This window comes from Paraburkholderia sp. GAS348 (genome assembly GCF_050434205.1).
Classification (GTDB): Bacteria; Pseudomonadota; Gammaproteobacteria; order Burkholderiales; family Burkholderiaceae; genus Paraburkholderia.
In genome coordinates, this window is the sequence record NZ_JBNPVT010000006.1 from 285,334 (window position 1) to 301,207 (window position 15,874).

The window sequence follows — 15,874 nt, forward strand, 5'->3', positions numbered from 1 at the left end:
GCGAGCACCGCACCGCCGTCGTATCTATTCAGCACCTCGCCCGCGAAATTATCCACACACTGAATGTGCGCAATATGCGGCGGCATTGGCGCCAAGGAGTTCGAATCGCCGAGACCGCTGCGTATCGGCACGGTGTCCGCTTTCATGCGGCTTTTGACCCTCGATGGAGCAGCCAATGGAATTTAACACCCAATACACGAGCACATCCGCGCAGACCATGCCTTCGGACACATTCGCAGACATATCGCCGCCCGCGGACGCGCGGCCCGTTCAACCCAAGATTTTCCCGGAATCCGATGTCATACATCAATCTGCAACAACGCCACATGACCAGTCAGTAAGGCCGCCTCCCAACACGAACGCCCCTCCCCAGCACGGGGTCGGCAAAAACGCCGCAAGCGCCGACCAAACACTCAGCCGAGAAAAGCGCGGCGCAGCGTTAGGCGCATGCGCGAAATCGGAATTCCGGGAATGCCGGGGTGGCGAGGCTCTCAAAGACGGTGCATCGTCGCACCTGGCGTTCGATCAATTCGACAAAAAAGAGACTCGGGGCGAGGAAGGGCGCGGAACGTGCGACGGCATCATTCACGAAACAATGCGCCGCATTGACCGAAGTGCCGCGGGGGCGACGACTGACTTACCGTCTGCGGTCACCTACATAAGGAGCGAGATCAATGGCGGCGGAACAGCAGCACAAAGCACGCTCGACAGAATCCAAGCTTTCCAGGACCGCCCGGAAAGCCTCGGACTAAACAATTACCACCGTTCCACAACGCGGCAGTGGAACCCCCAAGGCGGGGCGACGCAGGAGGAGCGCACAGACGGTGTTATACACAACATGGGTACCTCGCCGGGCATGCCACCCGGGGGGATCGCATACATAGGCGTGCGCGTACAACGTCCTGGCGAGGCTCCGCAGAGCCATGGTCATGCACTGCTAGTACAGCGCCTTCCGTCCGATGCACATGGCGACGCATCTCGATATGCCATCTTCGATCCTAACAACGGTGTATTCACATACCCGGACTGGCAGCATACGGAAGCCGCCTTGCGAAACTACATGCACACAGCATTTAACGAGGATGGATACAACGCTGCGCCGGATCTGCTCCGGCTGTACGTTCCCAATCCCGGACATGGCGACCCACCATACACCTCACATTCCAGGCACGGTACCGACGATGAGACGGGCGAGCCCCCGGAAGTGGGGCAACGCCCGCACTTGGGACACGATGAACTCTAATCGCGCCACGGTGAAAACCGGCCGGCGTCCGAAAACGCAATCCCGCACAGATATCTAACCCAAACAAAAAGCCGCTCCGGGCATGCCCGGAACGGCTTTTTTTCGTCATGCACGCAACGCGCATCTCAGGAACATCGCTCCCTCAATGCGCCAGCGCCCATCAGTCCACAGCGCCCTTACGGCTCGCGCTGCGGCGCTCGTGTTCCTTCAGGTAGCGCTTGCGCAAACGAATCGATTGCGGCGTGACTTCGACCAGTTCGTCGTCGTCGATGAATTCAACGGCGTATTCCAGCGACATCTGGATCGGCGGCACGAGGCGCACCGCTTCGTCCGTACCCGAAGAACGGACGTTGGTCAGTTGCTTGCCCTTGATCGGGTTCACGACCAGGTCGTTGTCACGGCTGTGAATGCCGATGATCATGCCCTCGTACAGCGGCTCGCCCGGCGACACGAACATACGGCCGCGATCCTGCAGCTTCCACAGTGCGTACGCCACTGCCGCGCCGTCGTCCTGCGAAATCAGCACGCCATTGCGACGCTCGCCCACCGCGCCTTCCTTGACCGGCTGGTACGAGTCGAACGTGTGGCTCATCAGGCCCGTGCCGCGCGTGAGCGTCAGGAATTCCGACTGGAAGCCGATCAGGCCACGCGCCGAAATACGGTACTCGAGACGCGTACGGCCACGGCCGTCCGACGCCATGTCGAGCATTTCGCCCTTGCGGCGGCCCAGCTCTTCCATCACGCCGCCCTGGTGGCCGTCTTCCATGTCGACCGTCAGGTTTTCGTACGGCTCGTGCTTCACGCCGTCGATTTCCTGCATCACCACGCGCGGACGCGACACGGCCAGCTCGTAGCCTTCACGACGCATGTTTTCGACCAGAATGGTCAGGTGCAGCTCGCCGCGGCCCGCCACTTCGAACGTGGTTTCGTCGCCCGTTTCTTTCACGCGCAGCGCCACGTTGTGGTTCAGCTCCTTCATCAGGCGGTCGCGAATCTGACGGCTCGTGACGAACTTGCCTTCGCGGCCGGCCAGCGGCGACGAGTTGACGAGGAAGTTCATCGTCAAGGTCGGTTCGTCGACGGTGATCATAGGCAGCGCTTCCGGCTGTTCCGGCGCGCAGATGGTCACGCCGATACCGATTTCTTCGATACCGTTGATCAGCACGATGTCGCCGGCTTCAGCCGAGTCGACCTGCACGCGCTCCAGACCCTTGAACGACAGGACCTGGTTGATCTTGCGGTTCAGGATCGCGCCATCGGGACCCGAGCGCACGGCGACAGCCATGCCCGGCTTGATCGTGCCACGCGTAATGCGGCCGACGCCGATACGGCCGACGTACGACGAGTAATCCAGCGACGTGATCTGCAGTTGCAGCGGCGCTGCCGGATCGGCCGGGCGGACCGGCACGTGTTGCAGCACGGCTTCGAACAGCGGACGCATGTCGCCTTCGCGCACATCAGGCGTCAGGCCGGCGTAGCCGTTCAGACCCGATGCGTAGACGATCGGGAAGTCGAGTTGTTCGTCGGTTGCACCCAGCTTGTCGAACAGGTCGAAGGTCTGGTTGATCACCCAGTCGATCCGCGCGCCCGGCCGGTCAACCTTGTTGATCACGACGATCGGCTTGAGGCCGAGCGCCAGCGCCTTCTTGGTCACGAAGCGCGTTTGCGGCATCGGGCCTTCGACTGCGTCGACCAGCAACAGCACCGAGTCGACCATCGACAGCACGCGCTCCACTTCACCGCCGAAGTCGGCATGGCCCGGGGTGTCGACGATGTTGATGTGCGTGCCTTCGTACTCGACCGCGCAGTTCTTCGAAAGAATCGTGATGCCACGTTCCTTTTCGATGTCGTTCGAGTCCATCACGCGCTCGACAACCTGCTGGTTGTCGCGGAACGTGGCGGTCTGGCGGAGCAGCTGGTCGACGAGCGTGGTCTTGCCGTGGTCGACGTGAGCAATGATGGCGATGTTGCGTAGGGCGCGAGTCATAGGAACCTGGAGACAGTTGAGTGCGCCAGCAGCAGCATTGTGTACGAAGCCAACAAAGCCCAAAGCGCACTTTTGGGAACCCAACATTATAGCACGCCCAAATGAAGCTTTCTGGTATTCCCTGATAACCCCGCCATCCTCCATGCAGCGGTGCGTAGGAAATGAACTCGCCATACCTCAGCAATACCCTACGCAAAACTGCGCGCATTGTGTCTTGAGCGGCAAGAGTTCCTTGCCTAAGCTGCAATAACGCTTGCCGCGTCAATCAACCGCTGTCTATAATCCTGCCTAGTCAACCATTGCATTCGCACGAGAATCATGACGGATCCGTCCTCCACACCCGACTCAGTCGTCAGCGAATACCAGTTAGGCGAAAGCGTCGGCTATCTGATCTCGCGGGTGAAATCGACCGTGTCGAACCTGGTCACCCAGCGCAGCATGGCTGAACTGGGCATCACCAGCCAGCAAGGCAGCATCCTGTTCATGGTGGCCAGCGGCAAATGCTTGCTGGCGGCCGAACTGGCGCGTGAATACGGCATTGACGCAAGCGCCGTTACGCGTCTGGTCGACAGGCTGGAGAAGCGCGGCCTGCTGACAAGGGTGCGCAGCAACGAGGACCGACGGGTCGTACGACTCGCGCTGACACCGGAAGGCGATGCGATCGCGGCCAAAATGCCGGCCATTTTCAACGGTGTGCTGGACAGTCTTCTGGGCGGCTTCACCCCGGAAGAGGTGGGCTTCCTGAAGAGCATGCTGCGCCGCGTGCTTGTCAATTCCGGTGAACAGGCAACGGGTCTAACCCGTGATGCGGCAAGCAATCCTGACAGCAAATCGTAATAACTTGCTTGCAGCGTCCATCATTACATTCCACTCAAGAGTCGAGCGATGAAATCCCTTTCCCTGTCCGCGCCCGCGTTTTCGAGCCGGGCCGCTGTCGCCGCCGCGGTGACGGCGCTCGCCCTCACGGGGTGCGCGAACTACTTCGGTATGAAGAGCGACAAGCAGATCTCGTCGCCGGCTCAGTACGAGTCAAGCCAGAGTTTGCCCGGCCAGGGTGGCCAATGGCCGTCGCTCGACTGGGCCAACCAGTTCGGCGACCCGCAACTGCCGAAGCTGATCGCGGAAGCGCTGGACGGCAACCCCTCGATCGCGCAGGCGCAGGCACGCCTCGCCAAGGCTTCGTCGTACATTGAAAGCTCGCGCTCGGCGCTGTACCCGAAGGTCAACGGCAGCTACTCATGGAACCGCGAGCTGTTCTCGGCAAACGCGCTTTACCCGCCGCCGTACGGCGGCACCTGGTACAGCGAGAATAATGTGCTGGCGAGCGCGTCATGGGATCTGGACCTGTGGGGCAAGAACCGCCAGCGCCTCGGCCAGGCCGTGTCGCAGGAAAAGGCCGCAGAAGCCGATATGCAGCAAGCGCGCGTGACGCTTGCCTCCTCCGTGGCGAGCACCTATAACCAGCTCGCCCAGTTGTACGCATTCCGCGACATCGCCGCGCGCGAAATCGCCAACCGCCAGGACATCAGCCGCATCACCAACGGCCGCGTAACCGCCGGGCTCGACACCAACGTCGAACGGGAAACCGCCAACGGCAACATCGCGACCAGCCAGGCGAACCTGACCGATCTCGACGGCCAGATCACCGTGGCGCGCTATCAGTTGGGCGCGCTGCTCGGCAAGGGTCCGGATCGCGGCCTGCAGATCGCCAAACCGGTTCTGACCACCGGCGACACGGTAGTGCTGCCGAACAACTTGCCTGCCGACCTCGTGGCACGCCGCGCGGACATCGTCGCCGCACGCTGGCAGGTCGAAGCCGCGATGCACGATGTGAAGGAAGCAAAAGCCGAATTCTTCCCGGACGTCAATCTTGCCGCCGGCTTCGGTTTCGATGCGTTCGGCTGGGGCCGTTTCCTCACCTCGGCAAGCCGGCAGATCCAGTTCGGCCCGGCAATTCACCTGCCGATCTTCGACGCCGGCGCGTTGCGCTCGCAGCTGAAGGGCCGCTACGCAGACTTCGACCTCGATGTGGCGAACTACAACCAGACGCTGATCAATGCGCTTTCGGATGTCGCGACGCAAGTGTCGTCGATCCGCTCGATCGACCAGCAATCGGGCGACGCCCAGCGCGCGCTCGACGCGTCGACCAAGGCCTATCAGTTGGCAGTGATCCGCTACAAGGCCGGTTTGTCGGAGCAGTTGCAGGTGCTGACCGCCGACCAGAACCGCCTTGCCGCCGAACAGACGGTCACGGGCCTGAAGATGCGCCGCCGCGATCTGCAGATCGGCCTCATCAAGGCGCTCGGCGGCGGTTTCGATGCAACGCAGACCGGCCTCGTGGTGCCGGCCGATGCCCCGGCATCGGCCGCCGCGGCATCGGCCACCGCCGCGACCGCCGCTGCAAACTGAAGCCACATCGACGCGACCCACACTTGCACGAACATACGAATAAATGACGACGCTTGAGAGAACCCGGAGCACATCAATGAGCACCACCCAGCAGCCCGCGGCTACTACACAGCCGACTCAGCCGGCCCCACAGCCGACGCAACCGGCACAACAACCGCCGGCGAACAGCGGCAAACGCAAGCGCATGATGACGCTGCTCGTCATCGTGATCCTGATCGCCGCGCTCGCCTACGGCCTCTACTACTTCCTTGACGCGCGCTTCCACGAAGACACCGACGACGCATATGTGAACGGCAACGTCGTACAGATCACGCCGCAAGTCACCGGCACGGTGATTGCCGTGAACGCGGACGACACGCAGACCGTGAAGGCCGGCGACCCGCTCGTCGTGCTCGATCCGGCCGACGCGCGCGTCGCGCTCCAACAAGCCGAAGCGAATCTCGCGCAGACGGTGCGCCAGGTGCGCGGCCTGTTCGCCGACGACAATCAATACCAGGCACAAGTCGCCCAGCGTCAGTCCGATCTGTCGCGCGCGCAGGACGACCTGAAGCGCCGCATGACGATCGCGCAAACCGGCGCCGTGTCGGCGGAAGAAATCTCGCACGCCCGCGACGCCGTGAAGAGCGCGCAAGCCTCCGTCGACGCCGCCCAGCAACAACTGGCGTCGAACCGTGCGCTGACCGCCAACACCACGATCGCGAATCACCCGAACGTGCAGGCTGCGGCCGCGAAGGTGCGCGACGCGTATCTGGCCAACGCGCGTAACAACCTGCCGGCGCCGGTCACGGGCTACGTGGCGAAGCGCTCGGTGCAGGTCGGCCAGCGCGTCTCGCCGGGCACCCCGCTGATGGCCATCGTGCCGCTGGGCGGTGTGTGGGTCGACGCGAACTTCAAGGAAGTGCAGCTGAAGCACATGCGCATCGGCCAGCCGGTCGAGTTGACGGCCGACGTGTACGGCTCATCGGTGGTGTACCACGGCAAAGTGGTCGGCTTCTCGGCGGGTACGGGTTCGGCGTTCTCGCTGCTACCCGCGCAGAACGCAACCGGCAACTGGATCAAGGTGGTGCAACGTCTGCCGGTACGGATCGCGCTCGACCCGCAAGAGCTTGAAAAGCATCCGCTGCGCATCGGCCTGTCGATGCAAGCCGACGTCAGCATCAAGGACGACAACGGCGGCCAGCTCGGCCAGGCGCCGAACACGGTTTATCAGACCAATGTGTTCGACAAGTACGGCGACGAAGCCGACGCGGAAATCGCCCGCATCATTTCGGAAAACGCGGGTCCGAACGGCGGCTCGCAGAAATCGACTCAAGCCGGCGCCCCCAAGCCCGCTGCGAAGCTGATGTAAGCGGCGAAACGATTCATAGAAGGCTTTTTTAATGGCTCAGGCTCAGGCGCAAGTCCCTCATCCGCCGCTCGAGGGCGCGCAACTGGTGATCGGCACCCTCGCGGTGTCGCTCGCCGTGTTCATGAACGTGCTCGACACGTCGATTGCGAACGTATCGATCCCGTCCATTTCGGGCGATCTCGGTGTCTCGTCCGACCAGGGCACATGGGTGATCACATCGTTCGCGGTGGCGAACGCGATCTCCGTGCCGCTGACCGGCTGGCTCACCGACCGGATCGGCCAGGTGCGCCTGTTCATGGCGTCGATCATCCTGTTCGTGATCTCGTCGTGGATGTGCGGCCTCGCGCCCACCCTGCCGTTCCTGCTTGCCTCGCGCGTGCTGCAGGGCGCCGTGGCCGGCCCGATGATTCCGCTGTCGCAAACGCTGCTGCTTGCCAGCTATCCACGCGCCAAGGCGCCGATGGCTCTCTCGATGTGGGCGATGACCACGCTGATCGCGCCGGTGGCCGGCCCGATTCTCGGCGGCTGGATCTCGGACAACATCTCGTGGCCGTGGATTTTCTACGTCAACATTCCGGTCGGCGCGATCGCTGCCGTGGCAACGTGGACGATCTTCCGCAACCGCGATTCGGTCGTCAAAAAAGCGCCGATCGACGGCGTCGGCCTCGGCCTGCTGGTCCTCTGGGTCGGCTCGTTGCAGGTGATGCTCGATAAGGGCAAGGACCTCGACTGGTTCTCGTCGACCACCATTGTCGTGCTGGCGCTGGTCGCGATGATTTCGCTCGCGTTCTTCATCGTGTGGGAATTGACGGCCGAGCATCCGGTGGTCGATCTGTCGCTCTTTAGCCGGCGCAATTTCACGAGCGGTACGATTGCATTGTCGATCGGCTACGGGCTCTACTTCGGCAACCTCGTGTTGTTGCCGTTGTGGCTGCAAACCGATATCGGCTACACCGCCACGGAAGCGGGTCTCGTGATGGCGCCGGTCGGCCTGTTCGCCGTGCTGCTGTCGCCGATCACCGGCAAGGTGTTGCCGCGTACCGATCCGCGCTATATCGCGACCTTGTCGTTCCTTGTGTTCGCGCTGTGCTTCTGGATGCGCTCGCGTTATACGACCGGCGTCGATACTTATTCGCTGCTGCTGCCCACCTTGATTCAGGGGATTGGCATGGCGGGGTTCTTCATCCCGCTGGTGTCGATCACGCTATCGGGTTTGCCGGGCAACCGGATTCCGGCGGCGTCGGGCTTGTCGAATTTCGTGCGGATCATGTGCGGCGGGATTGGGACGTCGATTTTCCAGACCGTGTGGGATCACCGCACCATCATGCATCACGCGCAACTCGCCGAACAGGCGAGCGCGTACAACCCGGTATTCGATCAGTCGATCCGGCAGATGGGTGCGGCGGGCTTCAGTCAGCCGCAGGCGTATGGTCTGTTCAATACGATGACTACGCAGCAGGCCGCGCAATTGGGCGTGAACGATCTGTTCTTCGTATCGGCTGGGATCTTCGTCGCGCTGATCGCACTGATCTGGATGGCGAGGCCAGAACGCGCCAGTGGTGATGCTGGCGCAGCGGCGGCGGCGGCGCATTGAAGTTTTAGCTTCCGTCCGCGACGCGGGCTGTATGCAGGTGCAGGAAAAAAGGCGGGACCGCTGTTGAGCGGTTCCGCCTTTTTGTTGCCACTGATGTGTCGGCCTGACCCGTTGCGGTGATGAGGCCGATGCTCAGCTTGCTGCCGCGGCGATGCAGATACCGCTCGTCGCGGCGACGATGCCGATCTTCGGGCTAGCTCGCCGCGGTAACGACCAGCCGCTCGGGCGCCAATACGCCCTCGCCTTGCTTTGCGACACCCAGCAGACGCCCTTCTGCTGCATACACGCGCACGCGGGGTGCATTCACAGCGTCGCCGGTGACGGTCAACTCCGAGAGTTTCAGACGTTGACCGTGCAGGAAGCGACGGGTCGCGTCTTCGTCCAGGGTCACGAGCGGGAAGGTGGACAGCAATGCATCGACCGGCTGCAGCCACGTATCACGCTCGCTCTCCGTCGCATCGGACAACGCGTCGAGCGTCACCGAATTCTCCAGCGTCAGCGCGCCGACGCCCGTACGCCGCAGGGCGACCAGATGCGCACCACTGCCGAGCGCTTCGCCGATATCCTCGGCAAGCGTGCGCACATACGTGCCTTTGCTGCACGTCACGCGAAACGTCACATCGGGCAATGCACAGGCCAGCATCTCGAGCGCGTGAATCGTCACCAGACGCCCTTCCCGCTCGACCGTCTGGCCGGCGCGCGCATATTCGTACAGCGGCTTGCCGTCGCGTTTGAGCGCCGAATACATCGGCGGGACCTGGACGATCTCGCCGAGAAATGTCTGCATCGCCGCCTGGACAGCAGCCTGATCGCAGGTCACGTCGCGCGTGTCGATCGGTTCGCCTTCGGCGTCGCCGGTGGTCGTGCGGATACCGAGGCGCATGGTCGCCTCATAGGTCTTGTCGGCTTCGAGCAGATCTTGCGAAAACTTGGTCGCTTCGCCGAAACACAGCGGCAAGAGCCCTGTCGCGAGCGGATCGAGCGTGCCGGTGTGGCCCGCCTTTTTGGCCAGGTAGAGACGCTTCGCGCGAATCAGCGCGTCGTTGCTCGACAGGCCGAGCGGCTTGTCGAGCAGCAGTACGCCGTCGAGCGCGCGACGCGGCACGCGGGGGCGTTGAGGTGCGGTCATGTCAGAAAGACAGGGTCTTCGAAGTGGTCGGAAACAGCGCTAGATAAACTGCGCCTGAGGCATTGCCACGGCGCGCTCAGTCTTCTTTTGCGCGATTGGCATTCGCCTCGTCGATCAGACGGGACATTTCGACGGCCCGTTCGATCGTCTGGTCGTAATGGAAATGCAGCGTCGGCACGGTATGGATGTGCAGCCGCTTGAACAGCTGATTGTGCAAATGGCCGGCCGCGTGCTGGAGCGCCTCGAGCGTCTGTTGCGGGTCGCCGGTCAGCGTCGTGAAGTAAACCTTCGCGTGCGCGTAGTCGGGCGTCAGCTCGACGCTTTGAATCGTGACGAGGCCAATGCGCGGATCCTTGACCTCGCGCAGCAGCTCGGACAGATCGCGCTGGATCTGATCGGCAATCTGCACGTTGCGATTGGGAGAAGAACGTTTTTTAGGCATGGTGTTTGTGTGATCCGTTCTGACGGATGCAAAAAAGTTGTTCGCGCGAGCCGTGGTGGTGGTTGCCGGGACGGCAATGAAGCGGCTTGATAGCGACTGCACACCACCGCGGGGCGCACTACGCGACAAATGCGCCGGCCCAAAAACAACGGGCGGGGCGGGCGCTTAAGCCCGCTCCGCCCGTTGAGCCAATGCCGCGTGAATTACAGCGTACGCGCGACTTCGGTAACTTCGAAGACTTCGAACTGATCGCCTTCGACGATATCGTTGAAGTTCTTGATCGACATACCGCACTCGAAGCCCTGACGGACTTCCTTCACGTCGTCCTTGAAACGCTTGAGCGAATCGAGCTCGCCCGTATGAATCACAACGTTGTTGCGCAGCACGCGTACCGACGAGGAGCGCTTGACGAAACCGTCCGTGACCATACAGCCGGCCACCGCGCCGATCTTCGGCACCTTGAAGACCTGGCGGACTTCGACCGTACCCGTCACGACTTCGCGCTTCTCCGGTGCCAGCATGCCCGACATCGCGGCCTTCACATCATCTACTGCGTCATAGATGATGTTGTAGTAGCGAATATCGACGCCGTTGCTTTCCGCCAGCTTGCGCGCCTGTGCATCCGCACGGGTGTTGAAGCCGATAATGACCGCCTTCGAAGCCGTAGCCAGGTTGACGTCCGACTCGCTGATCCCGCCCACTGCGCCATGCACGATCTGCACACGCACTTCGTCGGTCGACAGCTTGAGCAGCGACTGCACCAAAGCTTCCTGCGAACCTTGCACGTCGGCCTTGACGATGAGCGGCATGTACGCCACTTCACCTTCGCCCATCTGTTCCAGCATGTTCTCGAGCTTCGCGGCCTGTTGCTTGGCCAGCTTGACGTCGCGGAACTTGCCTTGACGGAACAACGCGACTTCACGCGCCTTGCGGTCGTCCGGCATGACGATGACTTCTTCGCCAGCTTGCGGCACTTCCGACAGACCTTGAATCTCAACCGGGATCGACGGGCCCGCCGACTTGGTCGGCTTGCCGGTTTCGTCGAGCATGGCTCGCACGCGACCGTAAGCGCTGCCTGCCAGCACCACGTCGCCGCGGTTCAGCGTACCCGACTGGACCAGGATCGTTGCGACCGGACCCTTACCCTTATCGAGCTTCGCTTCGATGACCAGACCCTTGGCCGGCGCTTCGACCGGTGCCTTCAGTTCCAGCACTTCGGCTTGCAGCAGCACGTTTTCGAGCAGGTCGTCGATGCCCGCGCCGGTCTTGGCCGACACCGACACGAACGGCGAATCGCCACCGTATTCTTCCGGCACGACGCCTTCCGCGACGAGTTCCTGCTTCACGCGCTCCGGATTCGCATCCGGCTTGTCGATCTTGTTGATCGCGACGACGAGCGGCACGCCGCCTGCCTTCGCGTGAGCAATGGCTTCCTTCGTTTGCGGCATCACGCCGTCGTCGGCTGCCACCACCAGAATCACGATGTCGGTTGCCTTCGCACCGCGAGCACGCATGGCCGTAAATGCTTCGTGGCCCGGCGTATCGAGGAACGTGATGACGCCACGCGGCGTTTCGACGTGATAGGCGCCGATGTGCTGCGTAATCCCGCCTGCTTCACCCGCTGCAACCTTGGCGCGGCGGATGTAGTCGAGCAGCGAGGTCTTGCCGTGGTCGACGTGGCCCATGACCGTGACGACCGGCGGACGCGGCAGTGCTTCCGCGTCCGTGATTTCGCCTTCGACCAGCATGGCTTCCGGATCGTCCAGCTTGGCCGCAACCGCGTGGTGACCCAGTTCCTCGACGATGATCATCGCCGTTTCCTGGTCCAGCATCTGGTTGATCGTGACCATCTGGCCGAGCTTCATCATCGACTTGATGACTTCCGAGGCCTTCACCGCCATCTTGTGCGCCAGATCGGCGACCGTGATGGTTTCCGGCACGTGCACTTCACGCACGATCGGTTCGGTCGGCGCCTGGAACGTGGTGTTCTGATCCTGATGCTTGCCGCGACCCTTCGGGCCGCCGCGCCAGCCGCGATCGACACCGCCGCTCGTGTCGCCACGCGTCTTGATGCCGCGGCGCTTCGCTGCGTCGTCCTGCCAGCCGCCTTTGCCGCCGCCCGGCTTCTTCTTGTCGCCAGCCGACGGCGTGGTCGTGGCAGCCGGAGCCGCAGCCGCCGGCTTCCTGGCTGCCGGACGTGCCGGCGCTTCGCCCGCCGGACGCGCCGGCTTGTGCAACGTGCCCTTGGCTTCCGCGGCCTTGGCCGGCTCAGCGGGCTTCGGCGCCGGTTCCGGCGCCTTCACCTGCGCCTTGCGCGGCGTGTTCATCATTTCGCGAATCGCACGCGCTTCGGCTTCCGCCGCAGCACGGCGTTTGCTGATTTCTGCCTGCTCGGCGCGCGTTTTCTCGGCCGCCTGACGCGCTGCGTCTTCCGCTTTCTTCGCCGCTTCGCGTTGCGCCGCGCGTTCTGCCGCAGCCCGCTCGTCGTCCTGCTCGCTTTCCTTGGCAACCGCCGGCTCCGCAGCCTTGGCCGCGACCGGTTCAGCCTTGGCCGCCGCCGGCTGGGCAGCCTGCGCCGGCTTCGCAGCTTGAGCCTGCTCGCGAGCCGCCGCTTCGGCCGCAGCCGCCGCGCGCTTCTTCGCCGCTTCTTCTTCCGCACGACGGCGCTCGGCTTCAGCAGCCTGTTCGCGCGCCTGACGTTCGGCTTCTTCGCGCTCGAGCTGCTCCTGACGCGCCTTCAACTCCTGAGCCTGCTGTTCGAGCAGTTCGGCTTCGTGACGAGCTTCCTCTTCACGGCGCTGGAGTTCGAGATCGTCGACGTCGACGTCGGCCTCGGCCACATGATTCGATGCATCGCCGCCTTCACCGGCGGCTTCGTCGCGGCGGACGAAAGTGCGCTTCTTGCGCACCTCGACCTGAATGGTGCGAGCTTTGCCCGTCGCGTCGGATTGCTTGATCTCCGACGTATGCCGTTTCGTCAGCGTGATCTTGCGCTTGTCCGCATCAGTCGAGCCGTGAGACTTGCGCAAGTGGTCGAGCAGACGCGCCTTGTCCGTTTCGGACAAGCTGTCATCTTCGCTCGCTTTGGTGACGCCCGCCGCCTGCAGCTGCTCGAGCAGCACGCCTGCAGGCATTTTCAGTTCCGCGGCAAATTGGGCTACGTTGTTACTCGCCATTCATTCCTCTTAATGCAAGGACCGATTCCTTGCGGTTAGCATCGGGTCATGCGGCCTGACGGCCGCGTTCAATTTAGTGCGCCATGGTCATTTCTCACTGGAACCAGTGTTCACGTGCTTTCATGATCAACGCCTTAGCGGCATCCTCTTCCATTCCGGTCATCTCGACCAGTTCATCCACAGCCAGCTCGGCGAGTTCGTCGCGCGTCTGGATCTGATGTTCGGCAAGCTTGGCGAGCAGGTCGGCGTCCATGCCGTCCAGGCTCTTCAGGTCGAGTGCAACATTCTCAACCTTTTCTTCATTCGCGATCGCCTGCGTCAACAATGCATCGCGCGAGCGATTCCGCAGTTCGTGAACGGTGTCTTCGTCGAATGCTTCGATTTCGAGCATCTCGTTGAGCGGCACATAGGCGATCTCTTCGAGGCTCGTAAAGCCTTCGTCGATCAGGATGTCGGCAACTTCTTCGTCGACATCGAGACGCGCCATGAACAGGTCACGCAGTACGCCGCGCTCCTGATTCTGCTTTTGCGCAGATTCGTCCGGCGTCATGATGTTGATCTGCCAGCCGGTGAGTTCGCTGGCAAGACGCACGTTCTGGCCGCTTCGGCCGATCGCGACCGCCAGTTCGTTTTCGTCTACGACGACGTCCATCGAATGCTTTTCTTCATCGACGACGATCGACTGGACGGCTGCCGGCGCGAGCGCGCCGATCACAAACTGTGCGGGATCTTCCGACCATAGCACGATGTCGACGTTTTCGCCACCAAGCTCGTTGCGCACGGCCTGTACCCGCGAACCGCGGATACCGACGCAGGTGCCGATCGGATCGATGCGCTTGTCGTAAGCGACCACGCCGATCTTGGCGCGCACGCCCGGATCGCGGGCCGCCGCCTTGATTTCCAGCAGGCCCTGTTCGATTTCCGGCACTTCCATTTCGAACAGTTTCATCAGGAATGCGGGCGCCGTACGCGACAGCTCGATCTGCGGACCGCGAGCGGTGCGATCGACCTTGGCGATATAGGCGCGCACGCGGTCGCCCACGCGCAGATTTTCCTTCGGAATCAGCTGGTCGCGGCGCAGCAGCGCTTCGACACGGCCGGTTTCGACGATGAAGTTGCCCTTATCCAGGCGCTTCACCGAGCCGGTCATGATGTGCTCGCCGCGCTCGAGGAAGTCGTTCAGGATCTGCTCGCGTTCGGCGTCGCGCACCTTCTGCAGGATCACCTGCTTGGCGGCCTGCGCGCCGATACGGCCGAATTCGATCGACGGCACCGGTTCTTCGATGTATTCGTCGAGCTGGATTTCCGGCTTCTGTTCGCGTGCTTCGAACAGCAGGATTTCCTGATCCGGCTCTTGCAGGCCGGCTTCGTCCGGCACCACCTTCCAGCGGCGAAACGTTTCGTGCTCGCCGCTTTCACGGTCGATCTGGACACGGATGTCCGCGTCTTCTTCGAAGAGTTTCTTGGAGGCCGAAGCGAGGGCCGCCTCGAGCGCGGCAAATACCACGTCTTTATCGACGTTCTTCTCGCGTGCCAGCGCATCCACCAGCATCAACACTTCGCGACTCATTGTTTGCGGCTCCTAAAGTCAACTTTCGGAACGAGGCGTGCCTTATCGATATCCGCGACGGTGAAATCGAGCATCGCGGCGCCTTCCTTCCCTTCAAATTCCAGACCGATCGTCTCGCCTTGCGGAGCATGCAGAATGCCCCGGTACGATTTCCGTCCGTCCAATGGCTTTTTCAATGTGATTACCACTTCGCTGCCTGCGAAGCGTTCAAAATCCGCCAGTTTTTTCAGCGGGCGGTCGAGACCCGGCGACGACACTTCAAGCCGCTCGTAATCGATATTTTCGACCGTCAGAACGTGCTGGAGCTGACGCGTGACTTTCTCGCAGTCTTCGATCGCGATGCCGGCCGGCTGGTCGATATAAATACACAACATGCCGCGCCCGGTGCGCTCGAGATCGACGAGCTCGTAGCCGAGTCCCACGACCGTGGTTTCAATCAGTTCCGTCAGTTGCACAGTGCCCTCTAAGATGTTCGCGCGGCGAGACCTGCCGGGTTTGTCTGCAAACACCAATGCGGGCCGCGCGCCAAGCCGGCGCACGTTCGTGCTACCCGAGATGCCGAACCACTGAGAACTGAGCGGCAAAAAAAAATGGGCTAAACGCCCATCATCTTATTGCCGGTGGTCGCACCTGAGCCGCACATGAAAAGCCGCACGCCCAGCGACTCCGCGATTGTAGCCATTTTTCGGGACAAACGCAAACCGCAGAACGCCGCGCGAAGCGCATTTCCGCTTGATTTCATGGGAATCTTTCAACGAAATAGCAGCGCTGCGGGCCTTTTGCAAGGCGGCTTGCACGGCCTCGGACCCGCGCCGGGCAAGCAGGGCCAGGAAACGCCGCCCCTATTTATGCACGCACCGCGGTTTTATGCGTTCTATGAAACCTGCGATGAATCCGCAACGCCCGTCGATCGATTCCGACGGTGGCGAGGCGTGAATCGTTGAGAAACGATCAGCCGCCCACCGTCATGCTTACA

Annotated in this window: 12 protein-coding genes; 6 read left to right on the forward strand and 6 right to left on the reverse strand. The window is 62.3% G+C overall.

Annotation, left to right across the window (positions count from 1 at the left end; translation table 11 throughout):
- Positions 1–175: 175 nt before the first annotated feature.
- The gene (locus tag P3T22_RS13630) at positions 176–1,243 is read left to right on the forward strand and encodes a hypothetical protein (protein WP_429325229.1); all 1,068 of its coding nucleotides are present in this window, start codon (positions 176–178) and stop codon (positions 1,241–1,243) included.
- Positions 1,244–1,403: 160 nt separating this feature from the next.
- On the opposite strand, the gene typA is transcribed toward P3T22_RS13630, so the two are convergent.
- The gene (gene typA, locus P3T22_RS13635; protein WP_063495758.1) at positions 1,404–3,230 is read right to left on the reverse strand and encodes a translational GTPase TypA; all 1,827 of its coding nucleotides are present in this window, start codon (positions 3,228–3,230) and stop codon (positions 1,404–1,406) included.
- Between the two features lie 318 nt (positions 3,231–3,548).
- Here typA and P3T22_RS13640 point away from each other — a divergent pair, with 318 nt between their 5' ends.
- From P3T22_RS13640 to P3T22_RS13655, 4 genes are all read left to right on the forward strand, one after another.
- On the forward strand, positions 3,549–4,067 hold the full coding sequence (locus P3T22_RS13640) for a MarR family winged helix-turn-helix transcriptional regulator (RefSeq protein ID WP_429325230.1): 519 nt from the start codon (positions 3,549–3,551) through the stop codon (positions 4,065–4,067).
- A 48-nt stretch (positions 4,068–4,115) separates the two neighbouring features.
- Positions 4,116–5,639 carry an efflux transporter outer membrane subunit gene (locus P3T22_RS13645; RefSeq protein ID WP_429325231.1) on the forward strand — a complete coding sequence of 508 codons (1,524 nt, stop codon included), beginning with the start codon at positions 4,116–4,118 and terminating at the stop codon, positions 5,637–5,639.
- Between the two features lie 76 nt (positions 5,640–5,715).
- Positions 5,716–6,987: an EmrA/EmrK family multidrug efflux transporter periplasmic adaptor subunit gene (locus P3T22_RS13650; protein ID WP_063495755.1), complete on the forward strand. Its 1,272-nt coding sequence runs from the start codon at positions 5,716–5,718 to the stop codon at positions 6,985–6,987.
- 31 nt (positions 6,988–7,018) lie between these two features.
- On the forward strand, positions 7,019–8,581 hold the full coding sequence (locus P3T22_RS13655) for a DHA2 family efflux MFS transporter permease subunit (protein ID WP_429325232.1): 1,563 nt from the start codon (positions 7,019–7,021) through the stop codon (positions 8,579–8,581).
- Between the two features lie 193 nt (positions 8,582–8,774).
- On the opposite strand, the gene truB is transcribed toward P3T22_RS13655, so the two are convergent.
- The 5 genes from truB to rimP form a co-directional block, all read right to left on the reverse strand.
- Complete coding sequence (gene truB / locus P3T22_RS13660) at positions 8,775–9,710, reverse strand: tRNA pseudouridine(55) synthase TruB (protein ID WP_063495753.1); 936 nt, start codon at positions 9,708–9,710, stop codon at positions 8,775–8,777.
- A 76-nt stretch (positions 9,711–9,786) separates the two neighbouring features.
- Positions 9,787–10,152 carry a 30S ribosome-binding factor RbfA gene (gene rbfA, locus P3T22_RS13665; RefSeq protein ID WP_028199735.1) on the reverse strand — a complete coding sequence of 122 codons (366 nt, stop codon included), beginning with the start codon at positions 10,150–10,152 and terminating at the stop codon, positions 9,787–9,789.
- A 203-nt stretch (positions 10,153–10,355) separates the two neighbouring features.
- On the reverse strand, positions 10,356–13,328 hold the full coding sequence (gene infB, locus P3T22_RS13670; RefSeq protein ID WP_063495752.1) for a translation initiation factor IF-2: 2,973 nt from the start codon (positions 13,326–13,328) through the stop codon (positions 10,356–10,358).
- A gap of 94 nt (positions 13,329–13,422) precedes the next feature.
- Positions 13,423–14,898, reverse strand: coding sequence for a transcription termination factor NusA (gene nusA, locus P3T22_RS13675; RefSeq protein WP_063495751.1), 1,476 nt, complete (start codon positions 14,896–14,898; stop codon positions 13,423–13,425).
- A complete protein-coding gene (gene rimP / locus P3T22_RS13680) occupies positions 14,895–15,353 on the reverse strand; it encodes a ribosome maturation factor RimP (protein ID WP_028199738.1) in 459 nt (152 codons plus the stop codon). The genes nusA and rimP overlap by 4 nt, the downstream gene beginning before the upstream one ends.
- A gap of 186 nt (positions 15,354–15,539) precedes the next feature.
- Here rimP and P3T22_RS13685 point away from each other — a divergent pair, with 186 nt between their 5' ends.
- Positions 15,540–15,842: a hypothetical protein gene (locus P3T22_RS13685; protein WP_063495750.1), complete on the forward strand. Its 303-nt coding sequence runs from the start codon at positions 15,540–15,542 to the stop codon at positions 15,840–15,842.
- Positions 15,843–15,874 lie beyond the last annotated feature (32 nt).